Below are 18,864 nucleotides of genomic sequence, written 5' to 3'. Positions count from 1 at the left end.
ACCCGCGCCGTTCGGCAGCGAGATCGGTTCGCCGCGCCACAGCTGCCGGACCGTCTGCATGCCGTCGCGCATCACCTCGACCCGGCTGCGGTAGCGGTCGGGCGCCAGCACGAAGTCGTCGGGGTTCCAGCCCGTGGCGAACGCGACATCGACCCGGCCGTCGGACAGGTTGTCGACTACCGACCAGTCCTCGGCGACCCGTACCGGATCATGCAGCGGCAGCACCACGCTGCCCGCCCTGATCCGCACCCGCTCGGTCACCGGCGCCAGCGCCGCCGCCAGCACGGCCGGATTCGGGTAGAGGCCGCCGAACTTGTGAAAGTGCCTTTCCGGCAACCAGATCGAGGAAAAGCCGTGTGCGTCGGCGAAGCGCGCGCTGTCGAACAACAGCTGGTACCGCTGCGAACTACGCTGCTGCGCGTCGCTGGCGAAGAAGAACAGGCCGAACTCGACGGCAGCACCAACCTGGCGATCCGGTGCGCACGAGGCCACGGTCGTGGCGACGGCACCGGCGTCGCGATGGTTGACCACCTCGTCGACCAGATCGGCGACGCACATGTCACCGTAGATGTCTTCGGCGGATACCTCGATGCCGAATCGGTCCTCGAGAATCGTCAACAGCTCGGCCGCCTTGACCGAGTCGAGGCCCAGCGCGGTGAGCGGTGTCCGCGGATCTATCTGCTCGAGTCCCAGGCGCTGCTGTGCCCAGCCGAGGAAGAACGTCGTGGTGTCGGCGCGGCCCTGCGGCTCGCTCATATGGCCCTCGATCCGATCTCGTTGGCGTACAGGTGACGTAGCTGCGCTCGCCGGATCTTCCCGCTGGTCGTTTTCAGCACCTTGCCCTTGTCGACGAATATCACTCGGTACAGCGCCACGGCGTGATCCCGGCTCACCGCGGATCGGATCGATTGTTCGAGCGCGGCCACAGTGTCGTCGGCGATTTCCTCGTCGAGCTCCTGCACGACGATCAAACGCTCTTCACCGTTCACCTCGGTCGACAACGCGGCGCAGCCCCCGCGACGCAATCGCGGATGGGTGGACTCGATGCTCCACTCGATGTCCTGCGGGAACAGATTCCGCCCGTTGATGATCATCACTTCCTTGAGCCGGCCGCAGACAAAAAGATGCCCGTCGGCCAGGAAACCGAGATCGCCGGTGCGCAGATATGGCGTACCGGCCTCACCCGCGATTTCCGCGGCAAAAGCCCGCTCGCTCTCTTCGGGTTTGTTCCAGTAGCCGGTGGTGACGCTTTCCCCGGCCAGCCAGATTTCGCCGACCCGGCCGGAATCCGATCGCCGCGACGTCACCGGATCGATCACCGCCGCCGTCGCGGCCCCGACCGGGCCCAGATCGACCAATTCGCGCCCGTTCGGCGTCGCGACGACGAAACCCTTTTCCAGTTCGTCGTTCGCGAACGAGCGCGTGCGCAGACCCGAGCCGACCGGCCCACCGCTCACATACAAAGTCGCCTCGGCCAGTCCATATCCGGGGAAGAAACTCTCCGGGCGAAAACCGCTCACGGCGAATTTGTCGGCGAATCGGCGCAGAATGGTCGGATTGACCGGCTCCGCGCCGACGAACGCGACATCCCACCGCGACAGATCCAATTCCTCGGCCTCGGCCGCCGACACCCGCTCGGCACAGATGCCGAATGCCAGATTCGGCCCGCCCGCAGTGGTATTCGCCTGCTCGGCCACCGCGCGCAGCCAGGTCAGCGGTTTACGCAGGAAGGTCATCGGCGCCATGAGCGTCGCCGGGTATCCGGCGAAAAGCGGTGAAAGAATGCCCAGCACCAGGCCCATATCGTGCGACGGCGGCAGCCAGTGGACCGCCGAACTACGCTCGGTGTGCCCGAAGGCGCGCCGCTGGCATTCCAGGTTGTGCATCAGATTGCGATGGCGCACCACCACGCCCTTCGGGCTGCCGGTGGAGCCGGAGGTGTATTGCAGATGTGCCACATCGTTTTCGGTGGGCAGCGGCATGTCGAGCAGCTCTTGGGCGCCGCCGCCGATCGCCGTGCTGTCGAGGATCCGCTCATCGGGCCAGTCGAGCAGCTCACGCGCCACCGCCGCGGCCTGTTGCGGCGCGATGACGGCCGCCGCGCCACTGTCGCGGGCGATCGCCGCCACGGTCTCGGAATGGCGTTGCCCGGTCGGCACGTACAGCGGTACAGCGACACGGCGGATCAGCAGACAGGCGAAGTAGGCGTGCACCATGTCCAGACCGGACGGGCAGAGCAACAGGACGCGGTCGCCCGGCGCACTGATTTCCCGCAACCGCGTCGCCAAGCCGAGCACACGTTCCAAGAGCCGCCCGTAATCCTCTGTTTCGCGGTGCCCGTCTGCGTCGAGAAACGTGTAGCCGACTCGGTGGGGATCTTCGACACCACGACGCACCAAGATGTCCGCCAGAGTCGACGGACGTTCCGATATCTGTTCGTAACTCATCGACCTTCGACCTCCCGAGTCAGCTACAGCCACACTGGACGAACGATATTCAGGCCTGCCGAAGCCACCCCCGGCATCACGTATCGAACCGGGCCGATCGGCCCGGCGAATGCCGCCGATACCGACAGCGAAAGTTACTACACCACCGCTCGTTACACGCGCCTCGCGCACTCGACTCCGGTCAGCGGAAAGTTCCGGGAACATTTCGTCAGTGGGACGGTAGGACGTATCGAACTGACGCGTATCACTGTTCTCCTTCCAGGGCGAGGCGCAACGGCAGCGGTCGAGTGTTCCTCCTAGTTCGTTACGGCCCCTGTCGCGGATGGGTAGGAGGTTGCGGGCGATTACGCCGGGACACAGGAGGTCTCGATGCACATGCCGAGGAAAATATCCCGGCGCTCAGCACGTGTCGCGATTGTTGTTATCCGATCGTGTCGCCCGAAACATCGGTGACGATCCCGCACCGGGTGCCGATATCGGCGTGGCGACCGGCGGGAAAAGCATTCGCACCACCGCGGCGGTGCGCGTTACGATGCGCGCATGACGTTCCCGGGGACAGCGCTTACCGGGCCGTGCTGACCCGGTTCTGAGAGGGCACAGTCAGCACGGCGGACCTCCTGTGGGAGGTGGTGCCCGCGTTCGACCGGCGACGACTCGCGGGTCGATTCGGACTTCCGCCGTGAGGTGACCATGAACGATCACAGTGCCCCTGACGTCTCCGACCCCGCCGCGATCATCGACAAGTGGACGCGGATATGGCGGCAGCGCCATGTCTTCGACGCCGACGGGCGTACCCGGGGTGACGATCGTCCGCGCTCCTATGTGGTGAGCATGTACTCGTACCCGTCGGGCGACCTGCACATGGGCCACGCCGAGGTGTACGCGATCGGTGATGCCATCGCCCGCTATCGACGCCTGCGGGGCGATGACGTGCTGCATCCGGTGGGCTGGGATTCGTTCGGGCTCCCCGCGGAGAACGCCGCCGTGAAACGGGACCGGGATCCGCGACGCTGGACCTACGACAATATCGACGTCCAAGCCGAATCCTTTACCCGGCTGGGCATTTCGTTCGACTGGCGGACCCGCCTGCATACCTCGGATGCGGACTACTACCGGTGGAACCAGTGGCTGTTCCTGCGGCTGTTCGAACGCGGCCTGGCCTATCGGAAGGCCGCCTCGGTGAACTGGTGCCCGAACGACCGGACCGTACTGGCCAACGAGCAGGTGGTGCGCGGACGGTGCGAGCGCTGCGGCACCGCGGTGACGGTGCGCGAGCTGACCCAGTGGTTCTTCCGCATCACCGCGTACGCCGAACGCCTGCTCGACGACATGGCCGAACTGCACGGTAAGTGGCCCGCCGAGGTATTGACCATGCAGCGCAACTGGATCGGGCGCTCGGCAGACGCGCCCGTCGACGACCAGACGGCGCCGGGGGCGACCGAGCGGGGCTCCGGCGCGGTGACCTATCGGCTGCGGGACTGGCTGATATCGCGGCAACGCTATTGGGGCACGCCGATCCCCGTCATCCACTGCGCCGACTGCGGCGTGGTGCCGGTACCCGAAGACGAGCTGCCGGTCCGATTGCCGGACAACGGTTACCAGCTGCGCCCTGCCGACGGGTCGCCACCGCTGGCCACGGCCCGCGAGTGGGTCACCGTGCGCTGTCCGGCGTGCGGCGGTCCGGCCGAACGCGACACCGACACGATGGACACCTTCGTCGACTCGTCCTGGTATTTCCTGCGCTATCCGAATCCTCGATACACCGCGGGCCCGTTCGACCCCGAGGAGATACGGCGCTGGCTGCCGGTGGACGAGTACATCGGCGGCCGTGAACATGCCACCGGCCATCTGATCTATGCGCGGTTCATCACCAAGGTGCTGTACGACATGGGACTGGTGCCCTTCGTCGAGCCGTTCACCCGGCTGACCAATCAGGGGCAGGTGCTCATGGCGGGCAAGGCGATGAGCAAGAGCTTGGGCAACCTGGTGGGTTTGCAGGATCAGATCGCGGCACACGGACCGGATGCGGTGCGGGTGACCATGCTGTTCGCGGGGCCGCCGGAGGACGATATCGACTGGGCCGATGTCGCGCCCGCCGCGGCGGCGAAGTGGCTGACCCGAGTCCGGCGCCTGAGTGGCGATATCGCCGAACTGCGCGAAACATCCTCTGCGGCAGGCGATCCCGATCTGCGCAGACGAGTACACCGGCTGATCGACGCGACCACCACCGCGATGGACGGCCGGCGATTCAATGTGGCCATCGCCAGGATGATGACCCTGACCGCCACGCTGCGCAGGGCGATCGACGGTGGGCCCGGCGCGGCGGACCCGGTGGTCCGCGAAGGAGCCGAAGCCCTGGCTCGGATGCTGTCGTGCGTCGCGCCGTACACCGCGGAGGAGGCCTGGGAGCGACTGGGACGAGCGGCCTCGGTGACCGAACACGGTTGGCCGCAGTGTGATCCCGCGCTGATCGTCGCGGACAAGGTGACCTGCGTGGTGCAGGTGGCCGGTAAGGTACGCGACCGGCTCGAGGTGCCGGTCGACATAACTGCCGACGCGCTGCGCGCACTGGCGCTCGCTTCGGCAAAGGCCACCGCCGCCTTGCGCGGCGCGGACATCGCCGATGTGATCGTGCGCGCCCCGAATGTGGTCAACATCGTCCCGACGGAGTTGTGTTCGTAATCGGACGTTCCAGAGTTCTCGGCATTATTATCGGAACGGTGGGGAGAAGGCTGGCGCTGATTATCGGCTCCAAATGCGCCGCGCTCCCCCACCTCGGATTCCCCGCACGCCTCGCCCCGGAAGTCGCTGCCGCACTTACCGATTACGGTCAGTGGCAGTCGGCGATATCGGGCGGTATGACAATTGTGAATCCGACCGTCCGGAATCTACACGCCGCCTTGCGAGCGGCATTCGAGTCCGCTGCACAGCACCGGGCAACGTTGCTGCTGTGGCTCATCGGGCACGGGCTCAGCACCAATGGCGACTATTATTTTCTCGCCCACGACTCGCTCGAATCCGACGCCGCCGGTAAGCCGATTCTGGACTCGCAATACGCCGTGCACCTCGCGCAGACCCTCAAGGAACGGATCAGCGGCTCGTCCGGGCTGGACGGCCTGGTGGTCGTGGTGGACACCTGCGAGGCCGCGGCGGTGGCGGACGCGGGGGCACGTAGCTGGCCGAGCCTCATCCGGCAGGCGTCCGGCCGCGTGGACCTACTGGTTGCCAGCGACGAAAGCAACGCCTACAACGGATGTTTCACCGAGACCGTGCTCGCCACCTTTCGTACCGGCGTACCCGCCAGTGGCGAGAACTTACTGTCCGCAGACCTCCTGACACCTGTCGCACAGGCCTGCGCGCATCAGCAGCCTCAGCACTTCTCGTTCGCCGCGGGATCGCCGGTTGCCGTCGCCGATCATGGATTGTGGCTGGTGCCCAACGTGACTCGGTCCCGCGACGCGGTGCGCGACCGTCCGGACGCCGGCACTGTCGACGAACTCGTCCGTGGCCTGCAGATCACCAAGGCACTGCGGGGTCAGGTGAACACCGTGGCCGAGCACGGCCACGAGCGGCTGCGGATGCTGGTCGGGCCGGGCGGCAGCGGCAAGTCCACCGCCGTCGCCCTGCTGGTGCGCCCCGACCTGCTCGGCCTCGAAACCGCGATCAGCGCAGCGCATATCGGCGCCGCGGTCTTCCTGACCGGCACCAGCACACTGCGTGCGACGACCGACGAACTGGCCGCCCAGCTCGAGCGCCGGGTGGCGCTGCTCGTCGCCGCCGGCGAGCTCGACCCAGCCGCTGCCTGCGCGCCCGTCGCCGACGAATACCGCAAGGTGGCAGCGCGATTGGCGCGCGCACTGCGGACACTGGGCGACACTGGCCGTACCACCACACTTCTCCTCGACGGCCTCGATCTACCGACCGAGCACGGTCACCGCGACGAACTGTGGACCGCGATCGAAACACTGACCAGCCATGCCGATTTCGCGCACGTCCGGGTGATCGGCACCACCCGCAGCGACACCGACGCCCCGGCTTTGCCGCAGGCCCTTCGTATGTGGCGTTTCGAACTCCCGATGCCGGGTGCGAGCGATATCGGCGCCTTCCTCCTGCGGCACGCGCGGGACGAGCAGGGTGCACCGTGGCCGAGGTCCCGGGTCTCGCGCGCGCTCGCCGCCGTCGATCCCGGAATCGTGACCGACGCGCCGTGGCCGGACCGTCCGTGGCGCGCGGTGGGCGGCTGGCTGCACGCCCGCTTGATCCTGCAGGTAGACCGGTATCTCGTGGACGCCGACTTCACCGCGGGCCTCCCGATCGGCGTCCTCGTCCGGCATCGACTCGGGCATCTGCAGTGGTCGCTGACCGGACCGCACGCCGAGGCGGTCGGGCTGCTGATCGCCGTGGTGGTCGCCGCGGAAACCGGACCGGTACTGCCGATCGATGTGGTCCGGCGGGCGTTGCACGATCTCGGCGCTCGCACCGTCGAGGAATCGCAGGTACGCGACCTGTCCGTCGGCCTCGGCGCGTTGATCGCCCGGCGCCGTCCGGGCACCGCGGGCGAGCACCTCGGTGTGGCGCATACAGCGTTGAAAGACCCACTGCGCAAGGCGAATCCGCGTAAGGACGTGTCGAGCGTCCGCGCGCACCGGGCGATCATCGCCGCGCTCGTGCAGAGCGGCACCGCCGAAGCAGCCGCGTATCGGGAAGTCGCCGCCGTCCGGCACTACCTCGGTGCGGGCGATCCGGTCGGCGCCTTCGGCGCGCTGTACGCGCTACCCACCGCCTCGCGGGCGGAGCGGATCGAGTTGTGGGAGGCGTGGCTGCCCAACTTCACCGCGCGCCTCGGCGCCGACCATCCCGAGACCCGTCGGGTGCGCGACACCATCTCGAAGTGGCGGACCCCACCCGACCGGCCCTCCGGTCGCGGCCGCCCGCGTGTCCCCCGGACCCTGATCGGCGCGGTGATCGTCGCCATCGTGCTCGGCCTCTGGGGCACCTGCACGCGAATCATGCCCCCGCCCACCGAGATCGCCGCCACCGACAAAGTAGTACCCACCACCGCTACGCCGCAGGCCCCGGCAGCAGAGCCCGAACAACCTCCGGAGCCCGTACCGACCCGCACCGGACAGCCGCGGTCGGTCGCCCCGAGCGCACCGCCGCCCACCACGGCCCCCACCGACGAACCGGCCGAAACAACCACCGTCACAACGACAGTCGTCCCGATTCCGATCGTTCCGGCCAGCACGACGCCGAAGCCGCTGTGCACCCCGTACAACACGACCGTCTTCTACGACATCACCCAGGTCGGAAAAGCGGTCAAGAAGTACATCCCCTTCGCGTACATGGAATGCGACAACCTGGCTGTGGTGCAGCTCGATGACGGGATGAACGGCAAAGCCTTCACCATCCTCGACGGCCAATGCCCGCCGCCGCAGGGGAAAACGGACTGCTATCTACGGGTTGTGTTCCATCCGCCCGACGTCGGCCAGTTCGACGCCACGATAAAGATCAACCAGAAGAACGGGAACCCACGCCTGAAGATCACGCTGCACGGTACCGGGAAGGCGTGAGGCAACCTCACCGCGCGCCTAACGCGCTTCGGCGCAGGTGGTGGCGAAGCGGCGTTTGAACTCGGTGGGTGTGATGCCCAGGTGGCGGGCGAAGGCGCGGCGCAGGGTTTCGTCGCTGCCGAGACCGCTGCGGCGGGCGGCGGCGGTGATGGTGTGCCCTTCGAGGAGCAGTTGCTGGGCGCGGTCGAGGCGGGTCCGTTCGATCCAGCGGGCGGGGGTGGTGCCGAGTTCGGCATGGAACAGCCGGGTGAGCTGACGGGTGCTCAGCGCGGCTACCGCGGCGAGGGTGTCGAGGGAGTGGGGCGCGGCGGGGTCGGCCAGGACGGCGTCGAGCGCGGCGCGCAAGGTCGCGGTGCGGGGTCGCGGGGTGTCCAAGGCCGCGGAGAATTGGGACTGCCCGCCCGGCCGCTGCATGAACACGACCAGCTCACGCGCGATCGCGCGCGCGACCTCGGGGCCGTGATCGTGCTCTACCAGCGCGAGCGCCATGTCGATCCCCGCGCTGACGCCCGCGGAGGTGAGGTAGCGGCCGTCGCGGATGTGCAGCGCGTCGGGCACGACCTCGATTCGCGGATAGCGGCGCGCGAGGATGGGCGCTTGGCGCCAGTGCGTGGTAGCCCGGCGGTCGTCGAGAAGACCGAGCTCGGCCAAAACGAAGGCGCCCGTGCACACCGCGGCGACACGGTTCGCCATATCAGCGAGAAGGCTTGTGGTGCGCAGTATTTCATCATCGATGGGCTCGTAGGCGAGCGAGCCGCTGCCGGGCACGATGAGGGTATCGATCGTGTCCACGTCGGCGACCGCGGTGGTGGCCAGAGCGATGTTCGCGGCGGTGGTGATCAATCCACCGCGGGCGGAGAGCAGAACCGATTCATACCGGCGATCTACACCGGCGGTGTGCAGGACCTCGACCGGCCCGGTGACGTCGAGGAGGGTGACCCGGTCGAAGACCAGGACGCCGACCCGATGCGTCATGTCCGAATCTGTGGTTCAGGTGTCTCGGATGACATGGCGGCAGTGTAGCGCGCCGCGGCATCGTGAGGTGAGGACGATACGAGGAGGAAAGCAATGAGCGCGATCGAGTTGCCGAACGTCGAGACGGCGACGGCGCGCGCCGCGCGCGAGGTGGCACGACAGTACTGCTCGCCGTCGTTGTTCCATCATTCCGCGCGAGCGTTCATCTGGGCGGCGTTGCTCGCGCGGGCGGAATCGATCACGGTCGACATGGAACTGCTCTACGTGGCGTCGATGTTCCACGACATCGGTCTGGTGGACGAATTCGACAGCTACGCCGTCGATTTCGAGGACGCGGGCGGACATGTCGCCGCCGTGTTCGCCGCCGGCGCGGGTTGGTCCGAGCGACGCAGACGACGGCTGCACGAGATCATCGTGCGGCACATGTGGGACCACGTCGAGGTCGACCAGGATCCCGAAGGGCACCTGCTCGCCCGCTCGACCGGGCTCGATATCTCCGGGCGGGAGGCCGACCTGATCCCGCTGCCGGTGCGTGCACAGGTTTCGACGCTCTGGCCTCGACTGGCGCTGGCCGAAGAGTTCACCGATTGCTTCGACCGTCAAGCCGCACGCAAACCCCGCAGCACCGCCGCCGCTGCCATGCGAAACGGGTTGGCACGCAAGCTGCGTGACAACCCGCTTCAGCGCGGGACTACACCCGCTTGACCTCCAGCAGCCAGACCGGCAGCAACATCCCGTCCTCGCCCTCGAACTCCGGGAAGAGTTCTTCGCCGAGCAGATCCCAAAAGGCTTGCGGCGGCTTGAGTGCGGAGATCTTGTCCCGCCGCAGTTCGAGGATCTCCCACGCCGGGGCGCAGAAGACCGCCCGATATTCTTCCTCGCCGAGCGTGTACGGAGCGTAGGTATCACTACCGGGCGACTTGGCGAAGCAGAACTGGATCAACCGGCCACCCGGGCGCAGCACGCGTACCAGCGCGTCCCAGTGCGCCTTGCGCTGCTGTTCGTCGAGACAGTGCACGAGCGCGCTGCTCACGACCGTGTCGAACGATCCCTCGTAACCGCTGAGCACAGTCACGTCAGCGACGTCGAACGTGGCCGTCACGTTGCGCTCGGCCGCCAGGTCGCGGGCCTTGCCGATCACCGTCGGCGAGATGTCCACGCCCGTCACCCGATAGCCGAGTTCGGCCAGATAGACCGCGGTGTCACCACGGCCGCACCCGACGTCGAGCACGTCACCCTGCACGTGCCCGGCACGCTCGAGCTCGACCAGAATCGGTTGCGGTTTGTCGATCTCCCACGGCAGCTTCTCCATGACGACACCCGGGCCGAGAACCCCGGTGGAGTAAGCCTCCTCGAAATCGACCTTTGTCGGATCCATAGCCAGTTTTGCGTTACCTTCGGTCACGACGACCACCCCTTCACCTAGTTACGAATTCAACACTCGAACCATATCCAGAACGCAGCGGTGGTGAATGCAGCTGCGGCGGACTCTGTCACCTCTCGCGAATTCCGCACGCGAACGCACACCTTGCCGAAACCCTAAGCAGGCCAACACATCTGCGTTGACCTGCACATTCGCCCAGGGGCCTTGACAAAGCGCAATTCGGCTGCACCCATTTTCGCCGTTTATTTCGGAGCCGGGGTTAACCGCGCAGCGTGGCGATCACCTGGCGCGCTTGGTTTTGCGCGCCGAGTGCATTCGGGTGCACCGGGGCGGCCAGGTCGGTGGGGACGGGACCTTCGATCCATTTCGTGCCGGGCGCTTGGCACATGTCATGGCCGATGCTGCTGGTGTAGGTATCCACGTAGGTCGCGCCGTGTTTCGCCGCCTGCTCGGCGAGTACCCGGTTCAGCAGCTTGGCGCCGTCCCGTAGGAACGGCACGTCGCCATCGGAGATCGGCACGATCGGCCAGCAACCGGGACCGGTTTCGGGCAACAGCGCCGGATAGCCGACCAGCAGCACCTTCGCCTTCGGCGACCGGGTGCGGATACCGTCGAGCACCGCACCGAGTTCGGGACCGATGGCGCGGATCTGTTCGGCCATCCGGTTCGTACCGTCCTGTGTGTAGTAGTCCTTGCAGGGCGAACCGTGCGGTACCGACGCACCGCGCACCGCACAGTTGAACATGATCTCGAAGCCGGGCACATCGTTACCGCCGAGGCCGAGCGTCACCAGCGTCGTATCCGGCCGCAACGCGGCGAACTGTGGTGGATTCCCGGCCGGGAGCTGTGTGCCGGTCATGTCGTCGGTGGCCGCGCCGGCGCAGCTGACATCGGTGAAGGACTTGGGTTTCAGTGCTGCCGCAACAAGATTCGGATAGTTCCGGCTGGACCGGACGCAGCGCGCGTCGGCCACGGGCAAGAACGATCCCGCGGTATAGGAATCACCGAGCGAAACGTAAGACGAGTAAGCGGGCGCAGCCGCGTCCGGGGCGGCCGAAACCGCCGGAGCGGCAACGGTACCCGCGCCGAGGGCGAGCAAAAGGGATAGGAGTGCTGGTTGCTTGAACATCGAATTCTCCCGTGCGATCCAGAGTGAATCGACCATGGCGTGCGATCCACCAGGCTGGGACACATAACTAATGGTGTCCCATGCCACACTAGAATTGATGATGTCGCTACCGCTAGATTCCCCAGATCCCCAGTTGGCCGAGTCGGATGCCGTCCTGCGTGCCGCGGTGGAAATGTTCCGCCGCGACGGCTGGATCGACGCCAGGGCACTGGCCACCGCGGCCGGTATCGGCCGCTCGACGCTGTATCGGCGCTACGGTGATCGCAACCGGATCATCGGTGAGGCCATCTGGGCGATCGCCACCGCCGGGTTCGAGGACATCCGCCGCGAATGCGGCGGCCAGGGCGCGGACGGAATCGCCGAAATGATCCGGCGCAGCCTGCATTTCGCCGCCGCGCACCCTGCCATGCGCACGTTCGTCGCACAGCACACCGACACCGCGCTGCGGGTGCTCACCTCACGCGACGGGGTGATCCAGCGACGGTTCGTCGCCACCTTCGCCCAGCTCATCCGCGACGACGTCGGCGAGTTCGACGATATCGACACACACTCGCTCGCCTACGCCGTCATCCGGATCGGCGAATCCTTCTACTTCCGCGAGCTGATCACCGGCGAACCCGACGATATCGACGCCGCGGCCGCCGTGATCCGCCGCATGCTGAGATAGGCGCGGCCGATGTTCAGCGGAGCTGCTCCCGATGGCGCGAAACCTTCTCCCGGTTCCCGCACACCTGCATGCTGCACCAGCGGCGTTTCCCGCCGCGTGAGGTGTCGAGGAAGAGCCAGGCACAGCGCGGGCAGGACCGCAGGCGGTCGCGCGGGAGGGTGTAGAAGGCTTCGACGGCGAGCAGGGCGAGCAAAGCGGTGACAGCGTCGGGATCCTGCCATCGGGCCAGGGTGAGGCGGGGCCTCGTGTCGTCCAATCTTATTGCGCTGGTGCACAATCCACTCCCCGCAGTCGCCATGAGCACGCCGAGCGCCTGGGCGTCCGGGGTCCTGCCCGCGACGATCGACCCGAAGAGCTGAGCGGCGGCCTCCCGCACCGCGTGCACCCGCGCGACGAACGGCTCGGCTTCGATCGCGGCGACCGCCCTCGCTCCGCGAGCGCTGGCGAGCCCCGCCGCCAGCAGCCAGTTCCCGATATCGCCGGCGGACCCGAGCAGCTCGTTGCCGGACACGGGCACCCGGCGATCGAACACCGCGTTCGCGAGGTCGAGGGCGGGGTGCCCGCCGATGAAATGCTCCGGCACCCATTGCGTCACCGCGTACTCCAAGGTTCGTAACCTCGTTTTGCATGTTTAGCAGTTACCTGGATCGGTAACCTCTATAAGCATAGTATCCGGTACAAGGGCTCTCCTCAGGCCGGAGAAGGGAGTGCTGCGAGATGCAGAACCGTCGGCACAAAACCCGGCACGAGACGATCGAGGTCCAAGGTCTGGACATCTTCTATCGGCATGCGGGCGACCCGGCAGATCCGGCGATCCTGCTGCTGCACGGCTACCCGAATTCGTCGCACGCGTATCGCGACATCATCGAACCGTTGGCGGACACCGCGTACGTCCTCGCGCCGGACCTGCCCGGTTCCGGGTTCTCCGCCGCGCCGGCCACCGGGGACTACGACTACACCTTCGAGCACCTCGCCGACACGGTAGAGGCGTTCCTCGCCGAGCTGAAGGTAGACCAGTTCTACTTGTACGTCACCGATTTCGGCACACCGGTCGGCTACCATCTCGCCACCCACCACCCCGATCGGATACTCGGCTTGATCGTGCAGAACGGCAACGCCCACGACGAGGGACTGGGGCCGGACTGGGACGCTCCGCAGGCCTACTTCGCCGACCCCACCGCGGCGAACAAGGCCGCACTACCGGAGTGGATGAATCTCGAGACCACCCGGCACCAGTACATCGGTGCACAACCCGAGCGCCTGGCGCGGCTCTATCCTCCCGAAAGCTGGCAATTCGACTGGGATCGCCTGTCCCGGCCCGGCATCATGGACATCCAGTTCGAGATCTTCTCCGACTACGGCGCGCACATCGCCCGGTTCCCCGCCCTACGCGCCTACCACCGCGAGCACCAGCCGCCGTGCCTGCTGCTGTGGGGCAGACACGATCCGTTCTTCGAGATCGACGAGATCATGGCCTATCACCGCGACCTGCGATCGCTGGAGATCCACGTCTTCGAAAGCGGGCACCAGCTCCTGGAAACCCATCACGACGAATGCGCCACGCTGGTGGCCCGCTTCACGAGCGAAGTGGCGGCAGGACGAGTCTAGTGCGCGGCGAGACGGACGCTAGGACGCCTGTTCGCCGGCCATCGCACGCCAGGCAGCACGCGCGCTCGGATACCGCGGCGACCATCCGGTGGTATCGCGAAAAAGCTTGTTGGACACTCGCAATGAGCGAGTCAGCGAGCTCAGGCGATAGCCGCCGAGCAGGGCGGCGCGACCGGGTAGCCACAGCCACGGACGGGTGTGTACCGCCGCGGCGGCGGCGGCGGCATAGTCGCGTTTGGTGAGCGGTTCGTCGTCGACGATGTTGTAGCGGCCCGGCGGCGCGGTAAGGGCGGCGACCACGGCCGAGGCGGCGTCGGCGAGGTGGATCGACGGGAGGTAGCCGTCCGGCGGGCCGAGAACAGTCGCGATATGCCTGCGGGCAGCGGTGAGCATCAGCTCGCTGTGACTCGCCCCGACGCCGCAGAACACACCGAACCGCAGGACGATTCCGGTGTGGCCCGCGGTGGTCAGCGCGTATGCGTTGTCCTCGGCGGCGAGGTTGCACAGCGCGCGGGGATACCGTTCGGCTGGCGCTTGCTCGTCGACCCACTCGGCGCCGTGGTCGTGATAGAGCATCGCGACGGATTCCTGCACGAACCGTCCGACGCCCGCGCCGAGCGCCGCGTCCCGCAGCGCCGCGGAGCCTTCGACACGCACGTATTCGTTTCTCGCCCAGGCTTTGTCGGAAAGATACCCGGCGGTGGCGGGGAGCGCGGTGGCCAGATTCACCACGGCGTCGTGGCCGTTCAGCGCCGCGGTCAAACCGGCGCGGTCGAACAGCGAGACCTGCCGAGGCGACGCGCCGCGACCGGCGAGCAGTGCCGCCTTCTCCGGTGTCCGTGCGAGCGCTGTCACCTCGTGTCCCGAATCCACCAGCGCCGCCACCGCATACCGTCCGACAGCGCCCGTCCCACCGGCGACGAAGACCTTCATATCCGACCTCACTACTCTTCGAAAACGCCCCTGCCAGGTTGAATTCCAGCCTCGGCGACCGCCGCACCCGCCGTCGCGCACAGCTGCGCCAGCACGGTGGTCATCGTCGCGACCAGCGATTCGATCGTCGCATGGTCGAACAGCTCTGCGGCGTAGATCATCTCTCCTCGGATGCCCGCGCACTCCCGATTCGGCCCGTACTCCTCCCGGAGGTTCAGCAGGAGGTCGAAGACCGTGTGCCGCGGCGCGACCGGGCGGTGCCGGACCACCAAACCGTCCTGCTCGCCATCGCTGTCGACGCCGCGCAGGTAGGTCACCATCACCTGGAACAGCGGATGGTGGGTGCGCGATCGCGGTGGATTGAGCAGCTCCACCAGACGGTCGAAGGGAAACTCTTTGTGCTCGTACGCCCCGAGCACGCGCTCCCGGACCTGCGCTATGAGGTCCCGGTGGCCGGGCTCGTCGGACAGGTCGACCCGAACCACGGCCGTGTCGATCACGCACCCCACCACGTCGTGCAGTTCCTGAGCGTCCCTGCCGCTCAACGCGACTCCGATCGGCAGATCGACGCCTGCGCCGTGCCGGTGCAGCGCGAGGGCCAATGCGGTGTGCACCAGCATGTAGCTGCTGGCCCCGTGATCCCGGGCGGTGCGGGCCACCGCGCGATGGGTGTTCGCGTCGAGGACGACCGGTACCGTGCCCGCGATGTTCTCACGGCGCGCGGCGCGCGGACGGTCCGCGGGCAGCACCGGCTGCTCGGGCAGTCCGTCGAGCGCGGCGCGCCAGTACCGGGCCTGGCGCTCGAGTAGGCTGTCGGGCAGCAACCGCCGCCATATCGCGTAGTCGGCGAACTGTGTTGCCGCACTGGGCCATCGAGGCTCGAGATCGGCGGTGCGCGCTCGGTAGGCCAGCAGCAGATCGTGCTGAAGGATGCCCAGCGATTCACCGTCCCCGGCGATGTGATGCAGTACACCGAGCAGGACGTGATGTCTCTGGTTCAGCCGATACAACCGGATCCGCAGCGGTGACCGCACGGTCGGATCGAAACCTCGCGACAGCTCGTAATCCATTGCCTGTTCGAGGCTTTCGCCGTCACCGAGCACAACGAGACGGAAGTCCGGCGGCATCGACTCGAGCGGCAGGATTCGCTGCACCGGACCGTCCGCCGTGTACGGCAGGACGGTACGCAAGATTTCGTGCCGCACAACGACATCGGTGACCGCCGCCGCGAGCGCCGCCTCGTTCACCGATCCGAGCAGTTCGAGGCCGGTGGCGATCAAGTAGTCGGGGCGGTGGCCCGAAAGATAGTCCACGGTCCACAGGCGTTGCTGTGCGGGCGAGAGCGGGATCGGTTCCGGGCGTGGCACACTCGCGATGGCCGGGCCTTGGTCTGCGGGCCCGCGACTCGCCAGCGCGCGCTCCAAGGCGGCGACCGTGGGCGCCTCGAACAGATCGCGCAGCGACACCGCGACACCCAGTGCCGACCGCAGGACCGCGACCACCCGCAGCGCGGACAGCGAGTTCCCGCCGAGCATGAAGAAGTCGTCGGTGACGCCGACCTCGGCCATGCCGAGCGCCTCCGCGAACGATGCCGCGATGACCTGCTGCCGAGGCGTGGACGCGGGCAGCGGGTCCGCCGCGCGGGGCAGCGGCAGCGCACCGACGTCGACCTTGCCGGTGGGGGTCAACGGCAGGGCACGCATCGGCACGATCGCCGAGGGCACCAGGTAGGACGGCAGTGTCGCGCCCAATCGGGTGCGCAGCCCGGCGACGTCGACCGCATCAGGACCGACGACGTGCGCGATCAGCGACTGGCCCAGTCCGGTCCGTCGCGTCGTGACCACCGCCGCGGTGACGCCGGGTTCGCGCCGCAGCACCGCCTCCACTTCCCCCGGCTCGACGCGAAAGCCGTTGACCTTCACCTGGCGGTCGGCCCGGCCGAGGAAGTGCAGCAGGCCGTCGGCATCCCAGCGACCGAGATCGCCGGTGCGGTACATGCGCTCACCGGGTCGGCCGTGGGGATCGGCGACGAACCGTGCGGCGGTCTGGGCAGGCGCCCGGTGGTAGCCGTTGGCCATACCCGCGCCGGACAGGTAGATCTCGCCGGTCACTCCGGTCGGCACCGGCCGCAGGGCCGAATCGAGCAGCGCCACCCGCGTATTGTCGGCCGGACGACCGATCGGGACCGGGCGCTCCGGCGACGCGTCCGCCGCAATCGGGTAACTCAGCGCGAAACAGGTCGCCTCGACCGGCCCGTACAGATTGGTCACTATCGACGGGCGCGCACCACGCCGCACCGCCGCGACGGCCTGCGGGGACAGCACGTCACCCGCGACCGCGAGCTGCGGCAGCCGGGACAGTTCCGCCGGAATCCGTTCGGCCAGGAGATGAAACAGCCCGGTGGACAACAACATCGAGGTGACCCGGCCGGCGCGGAGTACCTCGGCGTAATCGTGCACATCGAGCACGCCGGGTTTCGCGATCACCACGGTACGGCCGGTCAGCAGGGGCAGCCACAGCTCGTACACCACCATGTCCCAGGTGTAGGGCAGGTGCAGCAGCACACGCGCATGCCCCGCGTGGTCACCGACCCGATCGCGCGCCCGCGTCACGATATTCCGGTGCGTCACTTCCACGCCCTTGGACACCCCGGTCGAGCCGGACGTGAACATGAGTGAAGCGATCGCGTCCGGGGCGACGGCGATATCGAGATCGCTGTCGTCGCCGCAGTACCCGGCATCGAGTTCGCGCAGCACCAATTCGGTTCCGGTGAAGCGCAACAGCCGCGCCACATGGTCGGGGGGATAGCGCTCGCTGAGCGGCACGCAGACCGCGCCCAGTTTGGCGAGCGCGAGAAAGGCCACCACCAGGTCGATCGAGCGCGGCAGGGCGATGGCGACCGGAACGCCGGGTCCCACGCCCCGCTCGCGCAGCGATCGCGCGACCTGATTGGCACGAGCGTTGATCTGGGTGTAGCTGAACTCCTTTTCGTCCCACCAGACCGCGACAGCGTCCGGCGTGGCCCGTACGTGGGACTCGAAACACGCTGCGATACCGGCGTCGACGAGCGCGGTCGCACGGCCCCGCCCGGCGGCGAGCAACTCGGCGTGCCGGGCGGGCGGGAGCAAACCGACCCGCCCCCACCGTGGTTGCGGCACCGCCGTCAACGCACGCGCGGCGGCGAGCATCCACGACCACAGCTCGTCGAGATCGGTGAGACCGTCGATCCGCTCGAGCTGCGCGGCGATCCGAAAGGTCAGTCGCTCGGCACCGGGGACGACGACCACGGTGAGCGGAAAGTGCGTGCCGCCACGGACTTCGACGGCATCGACCGCGAAATCCGCGTCCGGCTGGTCGAACAGGGCGGTGTCGAGGGGGAAATTCTCGAAGACCAGCGAGGTGTCGAACAGGTCGGTGGCGCCGGCCGCCGCGAGCACCTCGGGCAGGCCTAGATGATCGTGCGCCAGCAGCGCCACCCGCTCACGGTGCATCCGCACGGCCAGATCCAGTGGCGTCTCACCGGGTTTCACGCGCGCCCGCAGCGGCACGGTGTTCATCAGGAGACCGATGGCCTCGCCCAGGTCGCCGCCGTCGCGGCCGGACACGGTGATGCCGAAGACGATATCGTCGCCGCCGGTGAGGGTGGCCAGCGTCAACGCCCACAGAGTCTGCGTCAGAGAGTTGACGGTGAGGCCGTGCTCGGCAGCCCGTTCGCGCAGCGCGGTGACCATGGTGGCGGGCATCTCGAAGCTGCGTTCGACAGGCCGGTGCCAGCGCTCCAGGCCGGGCCGCGCCACCTTGCTCGGTTCCACGCCGTCCAGCGCGACCGCCCAGGCCCGCCGGGCACTGTCCTGATCCTGCGCCGCCGACCAGTCCAGAAAGCGGCGGATACGCACGGCGGGCGGCAATTCCACGCCCGCGTAGCCGAGCAACAACTCGCGCAGCAAAATGCCCAGCGACCAACCGTCGAGCAGCGCGTGATGGTGGCTCACCAGCAAGGTCGAGCGGCTCGGCGCGGTGCGCACCAGGCTCACCGCGAACAGCGGCCCGGCGAGCGGATCGATGCGGGCGTCCCTCGGCCCGCACCACGGCGATGTCCTGCTCCACGTGCGCCGCATCGAGAAGATCGACCACCCGCCAGCGTGGTTCGA

At 67.6% G+C, this 18,864-nt stretch carries 13 protein-coding genes; 5 read left to right on the top strand and 8 right to left on the bottom strand.

The window, feature by feature from the left end; translation table 11 throughout:
• Positions 1 to 756, bottom strand: a 756-nt coding sequence (locus NBRGI_RS45000) for a MupA/Atu3671 family FMN-dependent luciferase-like monooxygenase (RefSeq protein ID WP_148310727.1), incomplete at its 3' end; no start/stop codon positions are given.
• Positions 753 to 2,447 carry a fatty acyl-AMP ligase gene (locus NBRGI_RS07750; RefSeq protein ID WP_036557919.1) on the bottom strand — a complete coding sequence of 565 codons (1,695 nt, stop codon included), beginning with the start codon at positions 2,445 to 2,447 and terminating at the stop codon, positions 753 to 755. The genes NBRGI_RS07750 and NBRGI_RS45000, both read right to left, overlap by 4 nt.
• A gap of 690 nt (positions 2,448 to 3,137) precedes the next feature.
• Between NBRGI_RS07750 and NBRGI_RS07740 the strand changes: the two genes are divergently transcribed.
• Both NBRGI_RS07740 and NBRGI_RS07735 read left to right on the top strand, forming a co-directional pair.
• Positions 3,138 to 5,129, top strand: a complete 1,992-nt coding sequence (locus NBRGI_RS07740; RefSeq protein WP_029893986.1) for a leucine--tRNA ligase — start codon at positions 3,138 to 3,140, stop codon at positions 5,127 to 5,129.
• A complete protein-coding gene (locus NBRGI_RS07735) occupies positions 5,120 to 8,017 on the top strand; it encodes a hypothetical protein (protein ID WP_148310726.1) in 2,898 nt (965 codons plus the stop codon). Before NBRGI_RS07740 ends, NBRGI_RS07735 begins: the two co-directional genes overlap by 10 nt.
• Before the next feature lie 18 nt (positions 8,018 to 8,035).
• Here NBRGI_RS07735 and NBRGI_RS07730 read toward each other — a convergent pair whose 3' ends face one another.
• Positions 8,036 to 8,992 carry a GlxA family transcriptional regulator gene (locus tag NBRGI_RS07730; protein ID WP_029893982.1) on the bottom strand — a complete coding sequence of 319 codons (957 nt, stop codon included), beginning with the start codon at positions 8,990 to 8,992 and terminating at the stop codon, positions 8,036 to 8,038.
• Positions 8,993 to 9,085: 93 nt separating this feature from the next.
• On the opposite strand from NBRGI_RS07730, the gene NBRGI_RS07725 reads away from it, so the two are divergent.
• Positions 9,086 to 9,697, top strand: coding sequence for an HD domain-containing protein (locus NBRGI_RS07725; protein WP_029893980.1), 612 nt, complete (start codon positions 9,086 to 9,088; stop codon positions 9,695 to 9,697).
• Here the strand turns inward: NBRGI_RS07725 and NBRGI_RS07720 are convergent.
• On the bottom strand, positions 9,684 to 10,397 hold the full coding sequence (locus NBRGI_RS07720) for a class I SAM-dependent methyltransferase (RefSeq protein WP_235210881.1): 714 nt from the start codon (positions 10,395 to 10,397) through the stop codon (positions 9,684 to 9,686). The genes NBRGI_RS07725 and NBRGI_RS07720 overlap by 14 nt on opposite strands.
• A gap of 238 nt (positions 10,398 to 10,635) precedes the next feature.
• Positions 10,636 to 11,592 (bottom strand): SGNH/GDSL hydrolase family protein, encoded by a 957-nt coding sequence (locus tag NBRGI_RS07715; RefSeq protein ID WP_235210880.1) that lies wholly within the window; start codon positions 11,590 to 11,592, stop codon positions 10,636 to 10,638.
• A 10-nt stretch (positions 11,593 to 11,602) separates the two neighbouring features.
• Between NBRGI_RS07715 and NBRGI_RS07710 the strand changes: the two genes are divergently transcribed.
• Complete coding sequence (locus NBRGI_RS07710; protein WP_228831874.1) at positions 11,603 to 12,172, top strand: QsdR family transcriptional regulator; 570 nt, start codon at positions 11,603 to 11,605, stop codon at positions 12,170 to 12,172.
• Between the two features lie 13 nt (positions 12,173 to 12,185).
• Here NBRGI_RS07710 and NBRGI_RS07705 read toward each other — a convergent pair whose 3' ends face one another.
• Positions 12,186 to 12,767, bottom strand: coding sequence for a CGNR zinc finger domain-containing protein (locus NBRGI_RS07705; RefSeq protein WP_235210879.1), 582 nt, complete (start codon positions 12,765 to 12,767; stop codon positions 12,186 to 12,188).
• Positions 12,768 to 12,889: 122 nt separating this feature from the next.
• On the opposite strand from NBRGI_RS07705, the gene NBRGI_RS07700 reads away from it, so the two are divergent.
• Positions 12,890 to 13,780, top strand: coding sequence for an alpha/beta fold hydrolase (locus NBRGI_RS07700; RefSeq protein WP_029893971.1), 891 nt, complete (start codon positions 12,890 to 12,892; stop codon positions 13,778 to 13,780).
• 18 nt (positions 13,781 to 13,798) lie between these two features.
• Here the strand turns inward: NBRGI_RS07700 and NBRGI_RS07695 are convergent, their stop codons facing one another.
• Positions 13,799 to 14,713, bottom strand: a complete 915-nt coding sequence (locus NBRGI_RS07695) for an NAD-dependent epimerase/dehydratase family protein (RefSeq protein WP_029893969.1) — start codon at positions 14,711 to 14,713, stop codon at positions 13,799 to 13,801.
• Positions 14,714 to 14,724: 11 nt separating this feature from the next.
• Positions 14,725 to 18,738, bottom strand: a complete 4,014-nt coding sequence (locus tag NBRGI_RS48970; protein ID WP_158439802.1) for a non-ribosomal peptide synthetase — start codon at positions 18,736 to 18,738, stop codon at positions 14,725 to 14,727.
• Between the last annotated feature and the right edge of the window lie 126 nt (positions 18,739 to 18,864).

Origin of the sequence: Nocardia brasiliensis IFM 10847, from assembly GCF_000710915.1 — a bacterium.
In the GTDB taxonomy this organism is placed as follows: Bacteria; Actinomycetota; Actinomycetes; order Mycobacteriales; family Mycobacteriaceae; genus Nocardia; species Nocardia brasiliensis_A.
This window is presented reverse-complemented; position numbering and strand designations above follow the sequence as displayed.

Bases quoted from the DNA above. Each gene is read 5' to 3' on its own strand.
- NBRGI_RS07710 (WP_228831874.1), top strand. From the start codon at position 11,603: ATGATGTCGCTACCGCTAGATTCCCCAGATCCCCAGTTGGCCGAGTCG.
- NBRGI_RS07750 (WP_036557919.1), bottom strand. From the start codon at position 2,447: ATGAGTTACGAACAGATATCGGAACGTCCGTCGACTCTGGCGGACATC.
- NBRGI_RS07740 (WP_029893986.1), top strand. From the start codon at position 3,138: ATGAACGATCACAGTGCCCCTGACGTCTCCGACCCCGCCGCGATCATC.
- NBRGI_RS07695 (WP_029893969.1), bottom strand. From the start codon at position 14,713: ATGAAGGTCTTCGTCGCCGGTGGGACGGGCGCTGTCGGACGGTATGCG.
- NBRGI_RS07700 (WP_029893971.1), top strand. From the start codon at position 12,890: ATGCAGAACCGTCGGCACAAAACCCGGCACGAGACGATCGAGGTCCAA.
- NBRGI_RS07725 (WP_029893980.1), top strand. From the start codon at position 9,086: ATGAGCGCGATCGAGTTGCCGAACGTCGAGACGGCGACGGCGCGCGCC.
- NBRGI_RS07730 (WP_029893982.1), bottom strand. From the start codon at position 8,992: ATGACGCATCGGGTCGGCGTCCTGGTCTTCGACCGGGTCACCCTCCTC.